The organism is Shewanella cyperi, assembly GCF_017354985.1.
Taxonomy (GTDB): domain Bacteria; phylum Pseudomonadota; class Gammaproteobacteria; order Enterobacterales; family Shewanellaceae; genus Shewanella; species Shewanella cyperi.
Genome location: NZ_CP071501.1, coordinates 4,068,359 through 4,088,089, shown reverse-complemented (window position 1 = coordinate 4,088,089; position 19,731 = coordinate 4,068,359). Strand labels below are relative to the sequence as shown.

The following is a 19,731-nucleotide window of genomic DNA, read 5'->3' as shown; positions in this document are numbered from 1 at the left end:
AATAGAGGGGTAAAACCCAAGAAGTCTACCATGTTGCACCCTCTGTCGATAGCAGGAACGCCTGGCCTCAGGCGGAGCATTAAGGAGCCACCAAGTTGAAGAGATATTTACTGAGTATCCTGTTTATGTTGATGAGTGTCAGCAGTATGAGCTGGGGGGCAGATGAAAAGGTTCTGGAAGACTACGCTTACTATGGCTTTGAACCCGAGATAGTCACCAACTACATCTCCAACCGAAAAAAGCTTGGTTTTGTACGCATCAGTGTCGAACTGATGGTGAAGGATCCCAACGATTTGGTGGCCATAGAACACCATGATCCCCTGTTGCGCTCGGCCATAGTCGAAATTTTGGGTAACCAGCCGGAAGAGAAAATTAAATCCCTGACCGGCCGGGAAGAGATACGTCGTGAATGCTATGACACGGTCAATCGTCTGATAGAGCAGGAAACCGGCCGTGCTCTGGTGGTTAACTTGCTGTTTACCCGTTATTTGTACGACTGAGCCCTGCAAAGGGTTCACAGGTTATGAGCATCAACAAAAGTCGTGCAGGTAAGCCTGGCCAAGCAAAAGGCAAAGGCCTGCATCCACGCAACGCCCACAACGGTGGCTATGACTTTCCCGCACTGTGCCGCGCCGAGCCCGGTCTCCGGGCGTTTCTGCTCACGGCCAAGTCGGGCCAGAGCAGTATCGACTTTGCAGATCCCAGAGCCGTTAAGTGTCTCAACAAGGCTCTGCTAAAACAGCACTATGGCATTGTTGGCTGGGACATTCCCAAAGGCTATTTATGCCCGCCGGTCCCCGGGCGGGTTGATTATGTGCATTACTTGGCGGACTTGTTGCCAAAAGGCACGCCAAACCGGGTGCTGGATATAGGTACGGGGGCCAATGGCATCTATGCCCTGCTTGGTGCCAGTCTCTACCAGTGGCAGCTGGTGGCCACGGACATAGAACCCCGCTCCCTGGCCAATGTCCGGGACATACTGGCGCATAATCCCTTGCTCGCCGAGCGCATTGACCTGAGATTGCAATCCAATCCAACCAAAATTTTTGCCAATGTGGCCGCGGACGATGAGCATTTTGATGCCTGCATGTGTAACCCGCCATTCCATGGTACACAGGCCGAGGCCAGTGCAGGCAGCAAGCGCAAATTGCAGAATCTGACTGGCAAGCCGGTGGGACAAGTCAAACTCAATTTTGGTGGTCAACACAATGAGCTGTGGTGCGATGGTGGCGAACGTCGTTTTCTGTTTGCCATGATTGATGAAAGTGCGGCCAGGCCACAACTGTGTCGTTGGTTCACCTCTTTGGTCTCCAAAGGTGACAATCTGAGGCCCTGTAAACGCCGTCTGCAGGCATTGGGAGCGACTGAGGTGCGGGTGATAGAGATGACCCAGGGCAATAAGCAGACCCGGATACTTGCCTGGCGTTTTTAACCGGTTCAAGAAATTAAAAGGGAAGCCATTTGGCTTCCCTTTTGGGTATCAGATCAGGCTTCCTTTCTGCCAAAAATCATTTTCTTTAGCCAAACCAATGGCATCAGCAACAGGAACCAGAACTTCTTCAACAGTAACAGAGCTGCGGTCAACATGCCCGCCTTGGCCAACACCTTACCTGCGATAAGACCACCAATGCCATAGGCCGCGACCTTGTCTATGTCGGGATTAAACTCGCTGTACTTGTGGCCTTCGTTGAAGCTGGCCATGGCCAGCACTTCTTCGCGGGCCGCCTGGATTTCCTCCAGCTGTGACATGCCGGCCACGAAGTTCATCAACAGTACTCCCTGGCGCCCCAGAACCCGCACATTGAAGTTCAGCGTATGTTCGGTGCTGTCGCCGAATTGCAACTCCTTGGCCCAGTAAAGCTTGTGCTGGGCGGCGTCGTAATAGGGCTGAGTCGCCCAACCAACCAGACGTATGGGCTCATAGCCCATCTCAACCCTGGCCTGGGAGGATTCGGCAACGTCGGACTGCATGGTCTTGAGCAGGTCCGCATAGTCGATATCGGCCGCATCCTTGTCGGAAACATAGCCCTCTTCTTCGTAATCCAGGGTCACACCCCAGGCCGCGGCATCCACGGGGGAATACTCGGCCGGAAACAGCATGCCCAAGTGCAGATCCTGGGCTGGATTGCCCCAGGCCTCCTCCAATACCCTGCGGCTGTCTTCGGGATTCAGATAATAAAAGTTTTCCGGGACTTCCAGAGTGGCCTTGCCGCCCGGCAGGACTATGGTGCCTTTTTCCGGGCTCAATGAGGCTACGAATTCTTCTGCCCAAGCCTGATAGGCTGCCTGCTGATCGGCTGGGGTGTCTTCTGCCAGTGCAGATTGCGTGGAGATTGACAATAACAGAGTGGCCAGAAGGCCACGGAGAGCTTGATGCATATATTCATCCTTGATTGTCCAAGCCTATATATCCGCTATGGCTTGGGATGGGCTGTTAAGAGCTTGTTATTTTAAGGCTGGATTAAGCAAAAATCATCATATTTTATTTGTGGTTGCGCGGCGGCCCCTGTGGGCCGCCCTGGGCTTACCAGGCAAGCTCGAGGATCCTGCGGCTGATATCCAGATTAATATCACCCCGCTCCGACAGGGTATGCATGCCGTGCTGATCCAGCGCTTGTATAACCCTATCTATATCCGGGCGAGCGACACCGTAATCCCGCAAACGGGTTTTCAGTCCCAGGCGCTCGAAAAAGTCACGGGTGCGGGCTATGGCTTCCAGCACCTTGCCTTGTTCGTCTCCTTCATGGATGTCCCAGACCCGTTCAGCATATTGCAGCAGCTTGGCATGCTTTTGGGATTTGCGTTCCGTCCAAACGGCCGGTAGCAGTATTGCCAGGGTTTGGGCGTGATCTATGCCGAACAGGGCGGTTAATTCATGGCCTATCATATGGCTGGTCCAGTCCATGGGGACACCCACCCCCAGCATGCCATTGAGGGCACAGGTGGCACTCCACATCAGATTGGCCCGGGCATCATAATTGTCCGGCTCTGCGACGGTTTGGGGCCCGATTTCAATCAGGGTGCGCAATATGCCCTCGGCAAATCTGTCCTGCACCCTGGCATCTACAGGGTAGGTGGCATATTGCTCCAGCACATGCACGAAGGCATCTACCACGCCGTTGGCGACCTGGATGGGGGGCAGGCTGAAGCTGAGACTGGGGTCGAGCAGCGAAAACTGGGGGAACAGCTCGGCGTGACTGAGGGAATGCTTACCATTGTTGTGGCTTATCACAGCATAGGGATTCATTTCGGAGCCGGTGGCCGGCAGGGTCGCTATTATGCCCAGTGGCAGTACCTTGGTGGCGGGCGCCGGATTGAAACCATGGTACAGCAGAGAACTGGTATCCCCCTCAAATGGCGCTGCGACGGCAATGAATTTGGTTCCATCCATTACCGAGCCGCCCCCGACCGCCAGCAGAAAATCGACGGATTCGCGCCGTACCAACTCCACCGCCTGCATCAGGGTGTGGTATTGGGGATTGGCCTCAATGCCACCAAACTCGAACACGGTTCTGTTACCCAGGGCATGGAGTACCCGCTCCAGGGTGCCGAAGCGTTTGACACTGCCACCACCGTACAGCACCAGTACCCGGGCATTGGCGGGAACAAGGCTATCAAGCTCGCTTAATCTGTCCCGGCCAAACACTATGTGGGTTGGGTTGCGATAGTTGAAATTAAACATGGATCAGGGCTCCCAAAGTGTGGGTCTGAAAAGTGCACCAATGCTAACGACAAGCCGCCCTTTTTCCTAACCGCAAGGCGCCGTTTGGCGAATATTGCATCTGTTAAAGGGTGGCGACCTTAAGTTGCTTCACGGGATAGAACCAACCCTGGGCGGCGATTTCCTCTATGGTCACCGGGCGGCTGAACAGGTAACCCTGCAACAGATCGCATCCAAGCTCTTGCAGCAGCGCGCGCTGTTCTTCGGTTTCAATTCCTTCGGCTGTGGTCGTCATGCCAAGACTGTGGGCCATTTCTATCATGGCGTTCAGCAGGGTGCGATCGCTGGCATTGTGGGTGCAGTGGCTGATGAAGCTCTTGTCTATCTTGAGGTTGCTGACCTTGAACTCCCTTAAACTCGACAGAGATGAATAGCCGACGCCAAAGTCGTCAATGGCGAAAGCCAATTGCTGCGAGCACAGGGCATTGATGGAGTCGGCGGCCCGTTCGCTGTCGCGGATCAGTGCCGATTCGGTGATTTCGAAGGTCAATTGCTGATCTTTTGGAAACCGGGATAACAGATTGCGGCTGACATAATGGCTGAAGTTGCTGTCCACCAACTGCACCCGGGAGACGTTGATGGAGCAGCGCACTCCGGGGCCCAATGTTTGCCTTAACAGATGGCAATCCCTGGCAACGGTTTCGAAAATCCACTGCCCCAGACCGAGGATCAACCCTGATTCTTCGGCTATGGGAATGAACTTATCCGGCGACACCAGGCCCAGTTTGGGGTGATGCCAGCGGATCAGGGCTTCCAGGCTTTCCAGCTTACCGGTGGCGGCGTTGACTATCGGCTGATACAGCATGTGCATTTGATCCTGCAGCAGGGCAGCCCGCAATTCGGCTTCAAGATTGTCCCGCAGGCGCGCGGCTTCGGTCATCTCGGGAGCGTACTCCAGGCTCATGTTGCGCCCTTGCTGCTTGGCCTTGTGAGCCGCCAGGGTGCAGGCCACCAGAATTTCCGCAATGCTCTGGCCATCTCTGGGCCACAGGGCCCAGCCAATGCTGGCGGTAATAAACCTGCTGCTGTCAAACAGCACAAAGGGTTGCACAGTTATTTGCTGTAATAATTTGATTAGGGCTTCCGGTTGACTCTGTTCGCTCAACTCGAAGCCCACCAGAAATTCATCGCCGGCAAGCCTGAACACAGTGCCCAAAAGGCCGACCTTTTCCTTGAGCCTGTGGGCCACCTGCAACAAGAGTTGGTCGCCGTAGCGGATCCCCAGGCTGTCGTTGATACGTTTAAGGTGATCTATATCGAATACCGCCACCAGGACATTGCTGACGTCGGCCTTCATCAGGTTGAGTTTTTCTTCGGAGAGATTGAGCAGGTAGTTCTTGTTCTTGAGCCCGGTCAGCTGGTCGACATTGGCCTGGCGCCAAATTTTGCGTTGCAGTTCCAGTTCGGCGGTAATGTCCTGCACTGTGCCTACCAGGCAGGCATCCGATTCACTCCATTGGGCGTATTCCCTCAGCCAGATGCTGCCCTGGTGCAGTTGCAGCTCGTACTCGACGCAGATGGTGTCCAGGCCATGGTATTCCATGAATTTTTGGTAGTCGGCTCTGTGCGCCGGCGCAATTTGCTGCATGAGTTGGGCATGGGTCAGAGGCTGATGCAGTTGCAGGGTACGCAATCCCTGGGGAGAAAACTCCTTGTGGTCAGTGTCTGGAAAATACTGCCAGCTACCGATACTGGCGGCCTGCTGGGCCCGTTCCAGGCTTTGCTCCCGCTGACGGATTTGCACCGTCTGCTCATTGACCAATTCCAGCAGTGAATGCTTGTGGGCCCTGAGCAGGTACAGGGCCCGGCACAGTTCAGCAAACACCAGGCTGACCAAGAGAGCCAAAAACAGTTTGAGTGCCAACGCCGGAGCCCACAGCGGGGGCTGCTGGCGGATACCCAGTTCCCACTGTTGGTCTGCGACCGTCAATGGCAGGCGCTCCGCTGCGCCAAAGTCCTCTATATTCTGGTAATTGAGCAGTGAGCGATAGTTTTGATCCTGCTTGCGCCAGATATCGAAACTCAGCTCCCGGCCTTCTTTCGTCGTCAGGGCATCTAGCCCGAGAAATTCGGGAAATCTCAATATCACAATGGAAAAGCCCCAAAATTCATCCCCTTGATAAAGAGGCTGACGGGCGATTATGGCCCGACCTCCCTGGTACAGTTCCCGGGGGCCATCGAGCACCACTTGGCCGGTTTTTATGGATTGCATCATGCCAGGCTGGTAATCGCGCTTGCCGTGGGTGTTGAACAGATCATGGCCTATTACGCTGTCATCCACCCCTGGTGGAAAGGCATATTGGATTATGCCCTTGGGGGCCAGCTGAACACTTTCAGAGCCATCAAAGTTTTCCAACAGCTCCCTGGCCAGAGCGTTGAACAGCGGCTCGGATACTGTGTCGGTTGCCACTATAGCTCTGAGGATCGACGGCGTTGCCAGAGCATGGTTTATTTTTTGTTGCAGCAGTGCGCCCTGGGAGCGCAGCAAGAAGGTCAGCTCGGCCTGCAGGGCTTTATCCTGGCTTTGTTGCAACTTCCAGGCAAAGGTCGTTGTGACCAGCAAAGACAGTAGCAGCACCAGCCAGCGTACCCATTGGGCCCGTATATTGAATTGTTGCTTTAACTTTCGCATTGGCCTTCGGCGGTCCGGATCGGGGAGAAAATGTGGTCCAAAGTTTCTCAGATATAGCAGACTTTATCAGTATGACAAACGTTAAGTTGTGCAAAGTTGTAATCAGGATGTTATGGTCCGCCTGATTGTGGTCCCTTAGCCCAAGGGTGATGTGGATCACCCTTTGACAAAGGGATATCCGGTTTCTGCTTCAGGTTGAGATCTGGGTGCTGGGGCCCATCAGTGGATGCAGATATACTTATGCACCCCGCGAAATAAATGGAGTGTTCCCTGATGTGGTTTGGCAAGCGACTGAAAGCAGAAAACCTTGCACTTAAGCAGCAATTGGCGCAGCAGCAACAGCAACATGAGCAAACCTTGGCTGAACTCAGGGCCACCATAGGCGAATATGAGCAGGCACAGTTGGCATCAAGAGAGACGGCCGACCAATTCAACCAGGTGATTGCCTGTCAAAACCAGGGTGGCGACATGCTGCAGACGGTGCGTGAGGGCCTGGCTGTCAGCGCCGAACATCTGATGCAGGAAAAGGCCGAACTGGGTGAGTTGGAACAGCTGTTTGGCCAGACCCGTATCGCAATCGAACGCCTGGGAGAGCGGGCCGAAAAGATCAACAGCGAGGCGCTGCGCAGTCGCAGTGCCGTGGAGCAATTGGATGGTACCACCTCTGCCATCAGCCGTTTTGTGGCCGCGATCCAAGGGATTTCCGAACAGACCAATCTGCTGGCACTGAACGCGGCCATTGAAGCGGCCCGCGCCGGTGAAGCCGGGCGTGGCTTTGCCGTGGTGGCGGACGAAGTCAGACAACTGGCGAGCAAGGCACACGAGGCCAGCAGCCAAATTGAATCCCTGGTTCGACAGATAGTGGAGCAAGCGGCGGGGATTAAGCTGATCATCGATGAAAATCAAGCCAGCGCGGCCGAGGTGGCGACCTCTTCCACCCAGATTAATGCCGTGGTCAATGAAGTACTGCACAAGAGCCATCAGATGCAGGAAGTCATCCAGATGGCGGCCGACACAGCTTTTCTCAACACCACCAAGCTTGACCATGCGGTATGGAAAAACAATATCTATCGCCTGATTGAGCAACAAAAGTTCTCGGAATCCGTTAACGACCATACCAGCTGCCGCTTGGGCAAATGGTATTTCCAGGGCTTGGGGGCTGAGCAGTACCAAAACAAACCCGGTTTCCGTGAGCTGGATAGCCCGCACCGACAGGTACACGATGCCGGACGTCAGGCGCTTAAAGCGAGAGAAAAAGGTCAACTTAAAGAAATGGTTAAGCAATTGGACAGCATGGAGCGCGCCAGCCTGCAAGTGGTGCGCTGTCTTGATCGGCTACTTGAAAACTGATTTTTTTCACAACTTTTGGCTGAGCCGGGAACTTAATTCCATTAAAATTTACTAATGTAATGGTCTGCGCTTGAGGCAGGCGCTCAACAAGAGAAAAAACATGCATGTCGTAAAAGCCCCGGAGGCTGCCCTTGTCGCGGTTACATCGCGCTGGTGGGTGAGCCATTTAGTGTTACCTGTATTTGCCGTCCTGTGCCTGCTTGGTGCCATTGAGCATTTTGGGGTGGATATCCAACTGGCCCAATGGATGTTTCATCTTGAGGGCGGCGTAAATACCTGGGGACTGCGCCATTGGTGGTTTACCGACGGTGTATTGCATACCGGAGGCCGTAACCTGGTGGGTCTGATGGGCCTGGTGTTGCTGCTGGCCCTGGGTGCCAGCCATTTCCGCCAAAGGTTGAAGCCCTATCGTCGTGGCTTTTACTACTTGTTTTTATGCGTGCTTTCCAGCGTGATGCTGGTGCGGATGGGCAAGAATCTGACCAATGTCAGTTGTCCCTGGGATCTGCTGCAATTCGGCGGCAAGTTCCCCTATGTGCCTTTTCCCTGGAGTCTCAGTGCCAATGATGTCGGTGGCCAATGCTTTCCCGGCGGCCATTCCAGTGGTGCCTTTGCCTGGATTTGTCTGTACTACTTTGCGGCCGTGTATTTCCCGCAGCATCGCCAGCGTGTGTTGCTGAGCGTGCTGACTGTGGGCCTGGTGTTCTCCCTGTGCCAGGAGTTCCGCGGAGCCCATTTCCTGTCCCACGATATTTGGAGTCTGCTGCTGAGCTGGACTCTTGCCTCCTTGCTGTTTTTTGTCTTTTTCCCTGCCCATATTCGTCGGCAACTGGCGGATTAATTCAGCAAAACAGCGGTAATTGAGGAATTTTACCGCTGCCGTTATGTGCGGATCTTCACTAGTATGTTCATCAATGGGTGAATTTATTGGAAGAGGTCCGCCATGTCCCAAGCTCCAGGCCGTCCCAAGGGTGATTCAGATGCCCGTGTCCGGCTGATCCATGCCGCCAGGCAGCTATTCAGCCAGCGCAGTTTTCAAGGGGTTTCCACCCGGGAAATCGCCCGTGAGGCCGAAGTCGACGCGGCCATGATCCGCTATTACTTTGGCAGCAAATCCGGCCTGTTTGAGCACATGGTACGTGAAACCATGGCGCCTGTGTTGGCCCGATTCCGGCAGTTGAGTGAGGCCGACACGCCGGGTGACCTGGCGACCCTGATGCGGGTGTACTACCAGGCCATTGGTGCCCATCCCGGCCTGCCGCGTCTGGTGCTGCGGGTATTGCGCGAAGACGAAGGCTCAGAGCCCTATCGCATACTGCTGTCCATTTTTCAGGAAGTCATTCAACTGTCCCGTCGCTGGGTGACCCAGGCGCTGGTGGACTCGGGGCTGCTGCGCGACGGCGTAGATCCCAACCTGGCGCGGCTGAGTCTGGTCAGTCTGATGGTGTTTCCTTTGTTGGCGCCGCCCGTGTTGGTGGGCCAGCTGGGGGTCACCTTGAATCCCGAGGGGCTTATGGCCCTGATCCCACACCATATCAAAGTGTTACAACAGGGCATCTTGCAGCCCGTGGAGAAGTCAGAATGAGAGTCTTGTCGTTGGTTGCCTTGTTGTTGCTCAGCGCCTGCCAACAGGAAGCGCCCAGGGTATATGGCACAGTTGAGCGGGATCGCCTGACCCTGACGGCCCCGGTGGGGGAGCTGATCCGTGCCGTGCATGTGCATGAGGGGGACGAGGTCAAGGCCGGTACCCTTTTGCTTGAACTGGATGACACTGCTGTGCAGGCCAGGCTGGCGCTGCGCCGTGCTGAGCTGGCCAGGGCCGAGGCTCAATTGGCCGAGTTATTAAAGGGGGCCCGCATTGAGGCTCTGGCACAGGCCCGCGCCAAGGTGAGCGGCGCCGAAGCCACACTCACTGAAGCCGAGTCAAGATACGAGCGCACCGCCAGGCTTTATAAGGATAAGGTGTTGACCCAGGCGGATCTCGACGGTGCCCGTGCCGCCAGGGATACGGCACTCGCCGCCCGTGACAGCGCCACCCAGGCACTGCGTGAGCTGGAAAATGGCACCCGCAGCGAGCAGCTGGATCAGGCCCGGGCCGCTGTGGCTGCCGCCGAAGCCCAATTGGCACTGGAACAAAAAGCGCTGGCGGACCTGTATTTGGTGGCGGCCCAGGATGCCCTGGTCGACCTGCTGCCCTGGCGGGCGGGTGACAGAGTCGCCGCCGGCACCCAGCTTGTAGGCCTGCTGGCCAAGAACCGGCCCTTTGTACGGGTTTATCTGCCCGCACCTTACCTCGACAAAATGCTTCCCGGCGCCGAGGTTAACATCAGGGTAGATGGCAGGGCAGAGGCCTTGACCGGCAAGGTGCGCAAGGTACGCAGTCAGCCGGCCTACACCCCCTTTTATGCCCTGAACGAGCGCGATCGGGCCCAGCTGATGTACCTGACGGACATAGATTTGCCTGAAGGTGCTGAGTTGCCGAGCGGCCTGGCAATCGAAGTGGAGTTGCCCCAATGAGCGCAGGCATTGAGTTTGCGGTGGAAACCCGCGGCATGAGTCGCAGCTTCGGGGCGCTCAAGGCGGTGGACGGGGTCGACTTGGCCATTCCCCGCGGCAGTATTTACGGATTCCTGGGGCCCAACGGTTGCGGCAAGTCCACCTCGATCCGCATGTTGACCGGCCTGCTGCGACCCACTGAAGGCGAGATCCGGGTGCTGGGGGAAACCCTGCCCGGGGCCGAAGAAAGGCTCAGGCGCCGTATCGGCTATATGACCCAGAAGTTTTCCCTGTATGAAAACCTGACCGTGCTGGAAAACCTGCGGTTCGTGGCGCAGATCTACGGCCTGCCGCTGCGCCATGCCAGGGAGCGCATAGAGCAGCTGTTGGCGCTGTACGATCTTCATGGTCGTGAAGCCCAGATGGCCGGTTCCATGAGCGGAGGTCAAAAGCAACGGCTGGCACTGGCGGCGGCCACCATGCACGAACCCGAGCTCTTGTTCCTCGATGAGCCCACCTCGGCGGTGGATCCGGAAAACCGCCGGGAATTCTGGGAGCGTTTGTTCGACCTTTGTGCCCTTGGCACCACCATACTGGTGTCGACCCACTACATGGATGAGGCCGAGCGCTGCCACGGTCTGGCCATATTGGAGCGTGGCATCAAGCGCGCCGATGGCTCTCCCCAGCAACTGATGCAGGACATGGGGGCTCGGGTGGTGGAAGTGGCCGGTGAAGACTTGCGTAAGCTCAAGCAGCAGCTGCTGACGGACGATGCCGTGTTGTCGGCGGCCCAAATCGGCAGCCGTCTGCGGGTGTTGGTGCGCAGTGATATCAACGATCCCCTGGCCTGGTTGGGCCCCAAGGTCGGCGGCCGTCAGATGGACGAGGTGCGTCCCAGCCTGGAAGATGTGTTTGTCACCTGTACCGGCAGCCGTGCCGCTGGAGGCCAGCATGTTTAGTCGTATCCTCGCAATCCTGATCAAGGAGCTGCGCCAGCTGTCACGGGATCGCATGACCTTCGGCATGATAGTGATGATCCCCCTGGTGCAGCTGACCCTGTTCGGTTATGCCATCAACACGGATGCGCGCCACCTGCCCGCCGCCGTGGTGGATCTCAGCGATTCCAGTTACAGCCGTGCCGTGCTGCAGGCGGTGACCGCCACCCAGGTGGTGGACTTCAAAGATACCTACAACACTGTGGTGGCGGCCGAGGCCGCCATTACCGCCGGTAAGGTCAAGGCGGTGCTGGTGTTACCAGCGGATCTCGGTGAGCGTCTGGTGCGCCATCCGGCGGCCGGCGGCGGCCATTACTTTGCCGAGCCCGTGGGCCAGTGGCTGGTGGATGGCTCGGATACTGTGGTGGCCTCTGCCATCCGTTCGCTGCGGCAGATGCCGCTGGCTGAGGTCATGCTAAAGCCCCAGGCAACGACGGTACCCAGCTTTGAAGTGGTGCAGTACTTTAACCCTGAGCAGCGCACAGTGGTGAACATAGTGCCAGGCCTGTTGGGGGTGATCCTGACCATGACCATGGTGATGTTTACCTCCGCCGCCATAGTGCGCGAGCGGGAGCAGGGCAATATGGAATTTTTGATCACCACTCCGGTGAAGCCGCTGGAGCTGATGCTGGGCAAGATCTTGCCCTATGTGCTGGTGGGCTTTATCCAGGTGGCCATCATACTCAGTGCCGGTCATCTGGTGTTTGATGTGCCCATCCGCGGTGGTTTGGACAGCATAGCCCTGGCGGCCATGCTGTTTATTCTCGCCAGCCTGACCCTGGGACTGGTGATTTCCACCATAGCCAAGACCCAGTTGCAGTCGATGCAGTTGACCATCTTTATCTTGCTGCCGTCCATTCTGCTGTCCGGTTTCATGTTTCCCTATGAAGCTATGCCGGTGCCGGCCCAATGGATTGCCGAAGCTCTGCCGGCTACTCACTTTATGCGCATGGCCCGCGCCATAGTGCTCAGGGAGGCCCTGGTGGCAGATCTGGGCTATGACTCCCTGTGGCTGATGGGTTTCACCCTGTTTGGCCTGACGGTTGCCAGTCTGAGGTTCAATAAGCGTTTGGATTAATGGCCGTATGCCTCTTATCAGTCCCGCGCTTGCGGGACTTTTTTGCTTATGGTCCAGCGCACATTCCTATTTGGGGGCCATGCGCCAACGCAAGCCTGTCCGCTGCGGACAGGTGGACAGTCCGGCGGTCGCATTCTCCTGTGTCCGCTTCGGACATTTGATTTGGCTGGTGCCGAATAAAATTGATATATATCAGCTGTTTGTGTTTTTGGCACGGCTCTTGATGTATCTGGGTAAAGCAAGACCTTAATCCCAATCAAGGAGTGACCCATGAACAAGTACAGCATCAAGAGCATTATTTTCACCGCCGGCCTGGTATTCACCAGCGTAAACGCCAACGCCAACGACAGCTTTGGTTTCGATCTGGCAGGCCATGGCAATGTCACCACTCATCTGGTGGCCGATGTGAGCCGCGAATTGTCCGAACAGCTGGATGCCTCTCTGGCACGGATTGCGGCGGAAACCCGTTTGGCCGTGAGCCTGGAACTGCAAAGTGCTGAGGTGGAAGCGCCACACGAACAGGCAGTTGACACCCTGTTAAGCAAAAGGAATTAATGGCTTAATCCCGGCTATGTCAAAGACTGGACTTGGTTCTACACTCAAGTTCGGAGTGAATTATCGGGAGCGTCAAATGGGAAAAATTAAAACAGCGGGCGGCTTGGCCCTTGCCGCCCTGCTGAGTCTGACCATATTGCTGATGGCTGGATGCAGTACGCATCTCAGTCGGGAAGAGTGGAAAACCCTGGTAGAGGCCAAGATTGCCGAGTGGCAGCTGCAGCCGGTAGATAATATCACCACCTTCCGCCTCGACAGTTGGGCCTCTCTCGGTGAATGGCACCTGATGGTGCGGACCTCACCATTCAAGGCCTATCTGCTCGCGCTCGGCAGCCGCTGCCCGGATTTGGCCTATTCCCACAGCCTGTTGCTGAAACAACAAATCTCTTCTTCCCTGATGGCCAGATTTGATGCCGTAGCCACGGTCGACACCCCTGTGCCCCAATGCCGTATCGAGCGCATTTATCCTTTGACCAAGGAGCAGGACAAGGCGCTGCGGGCACTGGACAGCGGCAATTGACCGGCTTGGTTTCAAAGGCTTGGTCTCCGGCTCAAAGGCATAGCTCTCGGCGGTGACACCTAACCTCGCGGCCCGAGCTTGTCGCGCCTGAAACCAGGCCGGGACGGCCTGGTTATCCGCCCTTTGGTCAGTGCTTGCCCAGCTCCCGTTTCAGTTCGTTGACCAAGGCTTCAAGCGCCGCAATCCTTTGTTTGATAGCCTGATTTTCTTCCCTCAGACTGTTGATTTCGGCCGTGGCCGCCGGCCTGCGGTGCCAGTAATTTGTCAGCAGCTGGGCAACAAAGGCCGTTAGCATGATCAGTGTGACCGCGGTGAGCTTATCCATAATCCATGCCCTCCTGAGTGACAGCGTCGGGCTGGTTTAGAGCCCGAACACCACTTTTTCGCTCTTGAGCGAGCGTTCCATAAACAACAACAACAGCAGCGACAACAGCAGGGTGCCACCGGAGGTGACCAACAGCTGCAGCAGTGGCAGGTCCTTGCCCTTGACGAAGGCCATCAGCGCCTGTTGCTGGCCCGAAATCGGCAACCAGTAGAGCACATCCGGGGCTATGTCGTAGGCGGCGGTCATTGACAGCGCCAACGGCACTATCAGCACCATGGTCAGGTAGGACTGGGCTTCCTTGAAGGTTTTGGCCAAAAAGGACACCGCTAGCTGCAGGGTGGAGGCCAGCAGGGCTATGGGCAGGCCGACCAGCAGGATCAGGGCGATAAAGGCCGGATCCAAGGTGATGGAAAAGCCCAGTTTGTGCCAGGGCACCAGGGTGTAGGCAAACTTGGACACCAGCAGGATCAGCGCCAGGCCCAGCATGGCGAAACAGGTGACCGCCATTGCCTTGGCCAGCACCAGTTGTCGGGTGCTCAGGGGGTGGCTCAGCAGCAGCGCCAGGGAATTGCGTTCCCGTTCTCCGGCACTGGTGTCTATGGCCAGGTTCATTCCCGAGATGAATACCGAGTAGATCATGGTAAAGAGCGCCAACCCCAGGATCATGCCGGCCTTGGAATCGGCGGTGGCCTCGTCATGCAACTCCACCTTCAAAGGTGTGACCACCCTGGGGTCTATGCCGCGGGCAATCAACCTCAGACTGCCCATCTCGCTGCTGTAATTTTGCAGTTGGGCTTGCAGGCGACGGATGGATTTCTGCAATTTTTCATCCGAGTCGTCGGCTTCAATAACGATTTCGGCCGGCTGTCCCTTGGCCATTTGTGCCGCATACTCGTCACCGATGATCAGACGGATGGGTTTGGCCTTGTCTTCATCCGAGTGGCTGATGCCCTGGTTTTCCAGGTAGTGCACCAGGTCGCGGGCGCCGTTGGCATTGTCTATGTGGATAAAGAGATCGTCCGGGCTGGAGAGCTTGTTGATCAGCACCAGGAACAGGCCGCACATGACCAGCGGCGTGCCTATGGCGTAATACAGGCCTGCCATCACAGAGCGCTTGTCGCGGGCGGCATCCAGTAATTCTTTGCGAAACAGGGCGATAATAGCGTTCATGCGGCAATCCCTTCGTCGGTTCCAATCAGTTGTATAAAGGCTTCTTCCAGTGAATCGTGGCCGGTGCGCTCACAGAGCTCGGTGGGGCTGCCGATGGCGACCACTTCACCACGGGCCATGACTATGACCCGATCACACAGGGCGGCAACCTCGTGCATTACATGGCTGGAAAACAACACACAGTGCCCTTGGGCCCTGAGGTTTTTCAGCATCTCCCTGAGCACCCGGGTGCTCATCACATCCAGGCCGCGGGTGGGCTCATCCAAAATAATATTGCGTGGCTGGTGGACTATGGCTTGGGCCAGGGCGGTTTTCATTCTTTGCCCCTGGGAAAAGCCCTTGCAACGGCGATCGGCAATTTCATCCATCTGTAATTGGGTCAGCACCCGGGCTGTGGCCTCCTTGGCGGCCATGCTGTCCATGCCCGAAAGCTCGGCGAAAAAGCGCACATATTCCCTCGGGGTCAGGCGCTCATACAGGCCAAAGGGATCCGGAAACAACCCCAGGCGTTGCTTGGCGGCCAGGGGATCCAGGCTCACGTCTATGCCATCGATCTCCGCCGTGCCACTGTCGGGCTTGAGCAGGCCAAAAACTGTCCGCAGACAGGTGGTCTTGCCGGCACCATTGGGGCCCAGCAGGCCGGTGATATGGCCATCCTCGGCCTGAAAACTGAGGTTGTTCAGCGCCTGGACTGTGCCGATTTTTTTATATAAAGCGTCGACTCTGATCATGACTTATTCCTTGTTGATGGTTGCGGGCAGGGGCTCGACCGTGCTGGCGTTGAGATAAAAACTGCGGCGCACATCCTTGTTGAGACAGTCGCCCTGAATTTCCTTCAGGGAACCGCTGTTGACCAATTGGGCCACCAACTTGTTGCCGCAGGACTGTTGGGCTACGCCATGGGTGGCGTAGGGGGCAACCAGATGTTTGGCATTGCTCATGTTGGCCATGGCCAGTTCGGCCCACTGGGGTGGGGTGGCGGGGTCTATTTCACCGGACAGCAACAGCACGGGCAAATTGCTGCGCACGCCTTCGGCAAAGGTTGCATCGGCTGCGGGGACGGGCCATTGGGTACAGACTTCTTCCAGTCCCTTGATCATGTTGGCACCGTAATAACTCTGATTCAGCTTGGCTCGCATGGCCGCATCCAGACGCGGAATATCTTCACCACACACCACGGAACTGTGCATACCCATGGCCAGATCCAGGCCGTCTAGCATCATGCCGTGCAACCCAAGGATCCCCTGATAATTGCCGGCGGCGGCCTGGTGAATCGCCAGCGGCAGCAGGGCGCGGACATTGGTGGCATACAGGGCGAGGCGCACCACTGAGGCAAACTTGTTGCGGGTCAGCAGAAACTCTGTGGCCTCGCCGCTGCGGGGATGATTGACCATCAATCGCACCGGCGCTTGGTCGAGTCTTTGATTGACCATGGCCAGCTCGTCACGCAGGACCGGGAATTGGGTATGACATTGGCTGTTTTGTTCGCAGTCCGCGAGCATGAGTTCCACCGCCCTGTCTATGGCATCACCTATGGCGAGCACGCTCTGCTGCATGGGCACTACGCCGTCGAGAGTGACGGTCAGCAGAGACTCGGGATAATGCTTAAGGTACAGCTGCGCCATGCGGGTGCCGTAGGAAATGCCGTAGACATGCAACTTGTCATAGCCCAGGGCCTTGCGCACGGCCTCGAAGTCTTCCAGCGCCGCCCGACTGCCGTATTGGGCTATATCTGCGTCGAGACTGTTGCGACACTTTGCTGCTTCGGCGGCACTGTCGAGCTTTTCATCGTCGAAAGCCAGGCTCATGGCATCTGGGCCCAGGTCGCAGTTAAGCAGGTTTGATCTGCCGGTACCGCGCTGATCTATCAGCAGTATGTCGCGGCTTTGACGAATTTCGGCAAAGGTGCGCTCAAAGCCAACGGCATTGTCTATGGCCGATTGTCCCGGACCGCCGGCGATGGCCAGGAACGCCTCATTGGGGAAGCTCGGCTTAATGGCCGGCAACACGGCATAGTGCACTTGTATTTTGCGACCATCTGGCTTGGCGGCGTTTTCCGGCACTTCCACAAAACCGCATCTGGCCCGGTCCGATATGCCGGACAGATAGCAGCTTTGGGGGGCGCCCATCGCCTGTTGTTGTACCTCGCTGGCCTGGCTTGGGTCGCAGGCCAATAACCATAGAGCGGTGGCACACGCCGCCAGGGGGGCAATCCTGGTCGGGGTCTTAATCCTTGCAATCATCTGAGCTTTCCTTTTTGCAAACCTGGCCAATTATGCTAGTTTAGTAGTGTATCGGTGTATCAATGTATTAATACAGTGTTTAAAGGCTAATGTTAGAACTCCTGCATGTCAACCCCTCCAGCGGCGAGCCCATATATCGTCAGCTGAATGATCAGATAGTCAGACTGATAGTCGGCGGCCAGTTGTCCGTGGACGAGGTTCTGCCGTCTGTAAGGCAAATTGCCGAATATCTGGCGGTCAACCCCATGACGGTTTCCCGGGCCATTCAGCAGCTGGTGGATCAAGGTTGGCTGGAGCGGCGCCGTGGTCAGGCGACCCGGGTAGCCCCCCGTAAGCAGCAGGACTCGGGCACAGAACTGTTGGCGCCCCAATTGCTGGCGCTGGTGCAGCAGGCACGGCAGTTGGGATTAGACCAAGAATCATTGCTGACACTCATTTCGGACACATGGAAGCAAGAGGCAAACGAGGATGGAAATGCAAACGGCTGAACAGCCTCTGCTCAGGGTGAGCGGACTGCGTAAGGGTTTTGACGGCAAGGTGGCGCTGGACGGCGTCGATCTGGTATTGGAACCCGGCATGGTGGTGGGGTTGCTCGGCAAGAACGGTGCCGGTAAAACCACCCTGATGCGCTGTATTCTGGGCTTGTTAAGCCCGGATTGGGGCGAGATCAGTACCCTGGGCCAGGCTCCTGCGGCCATGAGTCCGGCCTTGAAGAGCCGGATCGGTTACGTGCCGCAGCAGCATTTCGGCTACGAGGGGTTCAATGTCGAGCGTGCCCTGGCGCTCCATGCCAGTTTCTATCCCGAGTGGGATAAACAGCTGGAGCAGGCCTGGGTCACCCGCTTTGGTCTCGATCCCAAAGCACAGGTCACCAAATTGTCCGTGGGGCAGCGGCAATCGTTGGCCATCATAATGGCCATGGCCTATCGCCCCCAATTGCTGATCCTCGATGAGCCGGTAGCCAGCCTGGATCCCTCGGCCCGGCGCCGTTTTATGGCGGATTTGTTTGAATTGGCGCTGGAATCCGGCTCTGCCGTGCTGTTCTCTTCCCATATCACCTCGGACTTGGAGCGGGTCGCCAGCCATGTGGCCCTGCTCAGGGACGGCAAGCTGCTGTTGATGCGCGACCTTGATGGCCTGCGGGAATCCCTGCGGTTGCTGACCATTAAGGAAGGATGCTCCCTGCCACCGGGACTGACCCAGTTGGGCCGCAATGGCAACCGGGTGCTGGTGGAGGGCTTCGACGGTGACGCCTTCGCAGGATTGCTCCACGCCGAGCCGGTGAACCTGGAGCAGTTGTTTATGGAGCTGCATCCATGAGGATGTTGAGGGGATTTTGGCCTCTGTGGTTCCGCGATCTCGGCAGTGCCAGCTTTATGGGGATGAATCTGCTGTTCGGATTGATATTTGCCCTGATGGCGCTGCTGCTGGAGCGCCGCGAAGATGTCGGCATTATGCTGTCCTTCTCTCTTTACGGCATGTGCATGGCCATCTCTTGGCAATGGAACCGGGTACACGCCTGTGAATGGGGTCTGTTGAGTCCAGGTTTTGTCGCGCTGGTGCGACGGCAATCTCAGTTCCTATTGCTGGGCTCAGCGCTGTTGTCTTTGGTGCTGGCACTGTTGGCCGGGGTATCCGTTGGCTATGTCGGACTGGCACTGTTGGCGGGTATGGCTTTTCTCTGGGCATGCAGTCTGAAGCCCGGCAATTTTTACCTGTCGATGCTGATGTTTTTATCTTTACCTCTGATCAAATCAGCATTGGTTGCGGCCCCGGCTCTGGGATGGTTGTCCGTGATACTGGCGTTACCTGTCTGCTGGGCCATGGAACGCCGCCTGTGGGCAACCACCTGGCGCAGCGGCGCCCGACACCTGTATCAAAATGGTATGAATACCGGCGGGCTGACCTTGCCTTCCTGGCGTCTGTTCAATCGTAGCGCCGGTTTGGTGCGCTTGCTGTTTCCCCTGAGTTATTTCACCGGCCCGGCACTCTTGGTGCTGATGCTATTGCTGCCCTTGGTGGCGGCCTTGGTAACCTCGGTGTTGTTGCTGATGCCACTGGAGTTGGTAAGCAGCAAACTCTATGGCTGGCTGCATATCTGGGTGCAACTTTGTGTCATGGGTTGTGCCTTGGTCCATTGGATCCGGGTGATGCGCTGGCGCTCACTGGATGCCTTGCTGCTGTTACCGCTTTTTGCCGGCTTCACTGACTTCAAGCGGCATTTCTTTCACGCCCAGTTGCGTTTGCTGGGGGTGATCAGTGTGATTATTTGTGTGCTGATGCTGTTGCAGACGCTGCTGCTGAACTACTCCTGGAGCCTGTTGCCCATTACCGTGCTGGCCACTTTTTGGGGTTGTGCCCTGTCACTGGGATTGGGGGTACTGTGCCGTAACAGTCTGCACACCACCCTGCTGATGCTGCTGATGATACCCCCCCTGGTGATCACCGACGTGGCGGCGCGTCAGGCAAGGGAAGGCGCTCTGGAACCGACGCTCTGGTTGCTCGGCAATGGCTTAATGGCACTGGTGGCTCTGGCGATACTCTACTGGAGCCACAACCGCTTGCGGGGGCCAGAATAGGAGTAAGGGCTAGAGCAAAAACTCTTATCTTTATTGTGTGATTGGGATAGAATTCCGCCAAAACGGA

The 19,731-nt window shown here is 56.8% G+C and carries 20 protein-coding genes and 1 pseudogene; 14 read left to right on the top strand and 7 right to left on the bottom strand.

Annotated elements, in window-relative coordinates; translation table 11 throughout:
- The first annotated feature begins 125 nt into the window (after positions 1-125).
- Positions 126-500: a flagellar basal body-associated protein FliL gene (locus tag JYB84_RS18170; protein WP_266097124.1), complete on the top strand. Its 375-nt coding sequence runs from the start codon at positions 126-128 to the stop codon at positions 498-500.
- Positions 501-523: 23 nt separating this feature from the next.
- Positions 524-1,432 (top strand): 23S rRNA (adenine(1618)-N(6))-methyltransferase RlmF, encoded by a 909-nt coding sequence (gene rlmF / locus JYB84_RS18165; RefSeq protein WP_207321406.1) that lies wholly within the window; start codon positions 524-526, stop codon positions 1,430-1,432.
- 53 nt (positions 1,433-1,485) lie between these two features.
- Here rlmF and JYB84_RS18160 read toward each other — a convergent pair whose 3' ends face one another.
- The 3 genes from JYB84_RS18160 to JYB84_RS18150 all read right to left on the bottom strand — a co-directional run bounded on the left by JYB84_RS18160 (position 1,486) and on the right by JYB84_RS18150 (position 6,353).
- Positions 1,486-2,379: a DUF2167 domain-containing protein gene (locus JYB84_RS18160; protein ID WP_207321405.1), complete on the bottom strand. Its 894-nt coding sequence runs from the start codon at positions 2,377-2,379 to the stop codon at positions 1,486-1,488.
- Between the two features lie 145 nt (positions 2,380-2,524).
- Entirely contained in the window at positions 2,525-3,682 is a 1,158-nt protein-coding gene (locus JYB84_RS18155; RefSeq protein WP_207321404.1) for an iron-containing alcohol dehydrogenase, read from the bottom strand.
- Between the two features lie 103 nt (positions 3,683-3,785).
- On the bottom strand, positions 3,786-6,353 hold the full coding sequence (locus JYB84_RS18150) for a bifunctional diguanylate cyclase/phosphodiesterase (RefSeq protein WP_207321403.1): 2,568 nt from the start codon (positions 6,351-6,353) through the stop codon (positions 3,786-3,788).
- Between the two features lie 258 nt (positions 6,354-6,611).
- Here JYB84_RS18150 and JYB84_RS18535 point away from each other — a divergent pair.
- From JYB84_RS18535 to JYB84_RS18110, 9 genes and pseudogenes are all read left to right on the top strand, one after another.
- Positions 6,612-7,304, top strand: a pseudogene (locus JYB84_RS18535) (methyl-accepting chemotaxis protein); the annotation flags it as partial.
- Positions 7,305-7,337: 33 nt separating this feature from the next.
- Positions 7,338-7,703, top strand: coding sequence for a CZB domain-containing protein (locus tag JYB84_RS18530; protein ID WP_407695906.1), 366 nt, complete (start codon positions 7,338-7,340; stop codon positions 7,701-7,703).
- 169 nt (positions 7,704-7,872) lie between these two features.
- Positions 7,873-8,544: a phosphatase PAP2 family protein gene (locus tag JYB84_RS18140; RefSeq protein WP_207321401.1), complete on the top strand. Its 672-nt coding sequence runs from the start codon at positions 7,873-7,875 to the stop codon at positions 8,542-8,544.
- A gap of 102 nt (positions 8,545-8,646) precedes the next feature.
- The gene (locus JYB84_RS18135) at positions 8,647-9,288 is read left to right on the top strand and encodes a TetR/AcrR family transcriptional regulator (RefSeq protein ID WP_207321400.1); all 642 of its coding nucleotides are present in this window, start codon (positions 8,647-8,649) and stop codon (positions 9,286-9,288) included.
- A complete protein-coding gene (locus JYB84_RS18130) occupies positions 9,285-10,220 on the top strand; it encodes an HlyD family secretion protein (protein ID WP_207321399.1) in 936 nt (311 codons plus the stop codon). Before JYB84_RS18135 ends, JYB84_RS18130 begins: the two co-directional genes overlap by 4 nt.
- Positions 10,217-11,158: an ABC transporter ATP-binding protein gene (locus tag JYB84_RS18125; RefSeq protein ID WP_207321398.1), complete on the top strand. Its 942-nt coding sequence runs from the start codon at positions 10,217-10,219 to the stop codon at positions 11,156-11,158. The genes JYB84_RS18130 and JYB84_RS18125 overlap by 4 nt, the downstream gene beginning before the upstream one ends.
- Entirely contained in the window at positions 11,151-12,272 is a 1,122-nt protein-coding gene (locus tag JYB84_RS18120) for an ABC transporter permease (protein WP_207321397.1), read from the top strand. Before JYB84_RS18125 ends, JYB84_RS18120 begins: the two co-directional genes overlap by 8 nt.
- A gap of 270 nt (positions 12,273-12,542) precedes the next feature.
- Positions 12,543-12,827 (top strand): hypothetical protein, encoded by a 285-nt coding sequence (locus tag JYB84_RS18115; protein ID WP_207321396.1) that lies wholly within the window; start codon positions 12,543-12,545, stop codon positions 12,825-12,827.
- A 76-nt stretch (positions 12,828-12,903) separates the two neighbouring features.
- The gene (locus tag JYB84_RS18110) at positions 12,904-13,347 is read left to right on the top strand and encodes a DUF6491 family protein (protein WP_207321395.1); all 444 of its coding nucleotides are present in this window, start codon (positions 12,904-12,906) and stop codon (positions 13,345-13,347) included.
- A 127-nt stretch (positions 13,348-13,474) separates the two neighbouring features.
- Here JYB84_RS18110 and JYB84_RS18105 read toward each other — a convergent pair whose 3' ends face one another.
- Genes JYB84_RS18105 through JYB84_RS18090 form a run of 4 tightly spaced genes read right to left on the bottom strand, consistent with a single transcriptional unit; the run spans position 13,475 to position 17,085 of the window.
- Positions 13,475-13,672, bottom strand: coding sequence for a hypothetical protein (locus tag JYB84_RS18105; protein WP_207321394.1), 198 nt, complete (start codon positions 13,670-13,672; stop codon positions 13,475-13,477).
- Positions 13,673-13,708: 36 nt separating this feature from the next.
- The gene (locus JYB84_RS18100; RefSeq protein ID WP_207321393.1) at positions 13,709-14,842 is read right to left on the bottom strand and encodes an ABC transporter permease; all 1,134 of its coding nucleotides are present in this window, start codon (positions 14,840-14,842) and stop codon (positions 13,709-13,711) included.
- Positions 14,839-15,573: an ABC transporter ATP-binding protein gene (locus JYB84_RS18095; protein WP_207321392.1), complete on the bottom strand. Its 735-nt coding sequence runs from the start codon at positions 15,571-15,573 to the stop codon at positions 14,839-14,841. Before JYB84_RS18095 ends, JYB84_RS18100 begins: the two co-directional genes overlap by 4 nt.
- 3 nt (positions 15,574-15,576) lie before the next feature.
- A complete protein-coding gene (locus JYB84_RS18090) occupies positions 15,577-17,085 on the bottom strand; it encodes an alpha/beta hydrolase (RefSeq protein ID WP_207321391.1) in 1,509 nt (502 codons plus the stop codon).
- 89 nt (positions 17,086-17,174) lie between these two features.
- On the opposite strand from JYB84_RS18090, the gene JYB84_RS18085 reads away from it, so the two are divergent.
- The 3 genes from JYB84_RS18085 to JYB84_RS18075 are packed head-to-tail and all read left to right on the top strand — an operon-like array spanning position 17,175 to position 19,664.
- Positions 17,175-17,573 (top strand): GntR family transcriptional regulator, encoded by a 399-nt coding sequence (locus tag JYB84_RS18085; protein WP_207321390.1) that lies wholly within the window; start codon positions 17,175-17,177, stop codon positions 17,571-17,573.
- Positions 17,560-18,405, top strand: a complete 846-nt coding sequence (locus JYB84_RS18080; protein WP_407696043.1) for an ABC transporter ATP-binding protein — start codon at positions 17,560-17,562, stop codon at positions 18,403-18,405. The genes JYB84_RS18085 and JYB84_RS18080 overlap by 14 nt, the downstream gene beginning before the upstream one ends.
- Complete coding sequence (locus JYB84_RS18075) at positions 18,402-19,664, top strand: hypothetical protein (RefSeq protein WP_207321388.1); 1,263 nt, start codon at positions 18,402-18,404, stop codon at positions 19,662-19,664. Before JYB84_RS18080 ends, JYB84_RS18075 begins: the two co-directional genes overlap by 4 nt.
- Positions 19,665-19,731: the final 67 nt, after the last annotated feature.

What these genes read in the sequence shown, in the direction of transcription:
- JYB84_RS18170 (WP_266097124.1), top strand. Translation starts at nt 126, where the DNA reads ATGTTGATGAGTGTCAGCAGTATGAGCTGGGGGGCAGATGAAAAGGTT.
- rlmF (WP_207321406.1), top strand. Translation starts at nt 524, where the DNA reads ATGAGCATCAACAAAAGTCGTGCAGGTAAGCCTGGCCAAGCAAAAGGC.
- JYB84_RS18160 (WP_207321405.1), bottom strand. Translation starts at nt 2,379, where the DNA reads ATGCATCAAGCTCTCCGTGGCCTTCTGGCCACTCTGTTATTGTCAATC.
- JYB84_RS18155 (WP_207321404.1), bottom strand. Translation starts at nt 3,682, where the DNA reads ATGTTTAATTTCAACTATCGCAACCCAACCCACATAGTGTTTGGCCGG.
- JYB84_RS18150 (WP_207321403.1), bottom strand. Translation starts at nt 6,353, where the DNA reads ATGCGAAAGTTAAAGCAACAATTCAATATACGGGCCCAATGGGTACGC.
- JYB84_RS18530 (WP_407695906.1), top strand. Translation starts at nt 7,338, where the DNA reads ATGCAGGAAGTCATCCAGATGGCGGCCGACACAGCTTTTCTCAACACC.
- JYB84_RS18135 (WP_207321400.1), top strand. Translation starts at nt 8,647, where the DNA reads ATGTCCCAAGCTCCAGGCCGTCCCAAGGGTGATTCAGATGCCCGTGTC.
- JYB84_RS18130 (WP_207321399.1), top strand. Translation starts at nt 9,285, where the DNA reads ATGAGAGTCTTGTCGTTGGTTGCCTTGTTGTTGCTCAGCGCCTGCCAA.
- JYB84_RS18125 (WP_207321398.1), top strand. Translation starts at nt 10,217, where the DNA reads ATGAGCGCAGGCATTGAGTTTGCGGTGGAAACCCGCGGCATGAGTCGC.
- JYB84_RS18120 (WP_207321397.1), top strand. Translation starts at nt 11,151, where the DNA reads ATGTTTAGTCGTATCCTCGCAATCCTGATCAAGGAGCTGCGCCAGCTG.
- JYB84_RS18115 (WP_207321396.1), top strand. Translation starts at nt 12,543, where the DNA reads ATGAACAAGTACAGCATCAAGAGCATTATTTTCACCGCCGGCCTGGTA.
- JYB84_RS18110 (WP_207321395.1), top strand. Translation starts at nt 12,904, where the DNA reads ATGGGAAAAATTAAAACAGCGGGCGGCTTGGCCCTTGCCGCCCTGCTG.
- JYB84_RS18105 (WP_207321394.1), bottom strand. Translation starts at nt 13,672, where the DNA reads ATGGATAAGCTCACCGCGGTCACACTGATCATGCTAACGGCCTTTGTT.
- JYB84_RS18100 (WP_207321393.1), bottom strand. Translation starts at nt 14,842, where the DNA reads ATGAACGCTATTATCGCCCTGTTTCGCAAAGAATTACTGGATGCCGCC.
- JYB84_RS18095 (WP_207321392.1), bottom strand. Translation starts at nt 15,573, where the DNA reads ATGATCAGAGTCGACGCTTTATATAAAAAAATCGGCACAGTCCAGGCG.
- JYB84_RS18090 (WP_207321391.1), bottom strand. Translation starts at nt 17,085, where the DNA reads ATGATTGCAAGGATTAAGACCCCGACCAGGATTGCCCCCCTGGCGGCG.
- JYB84_RS18085 (WP_207321390.1), top strand. Translation starts at nt 17,175, where the DNA reads ATGTTAGAACTCCTGCATGTCAACCCCTCCAGCGGCGAGCCCATATAT.
- JYB84_RS18080 (WP_407696043.1), top strand. Translation starts at nt 17,560, where the DNA reads ATGCAAACGGCTGAACAGCCTCTGCTCAGGGTGAGCGGACTGCGTAAG.
- JYB84_RS18075 (WP_207321388.1), top strand. Translation starts at nt 18,402, where the DNA reads ATGAGGATGTTGAGGGGATTTTGGCCTCTGTGGTTCCGCGATCTCGGC.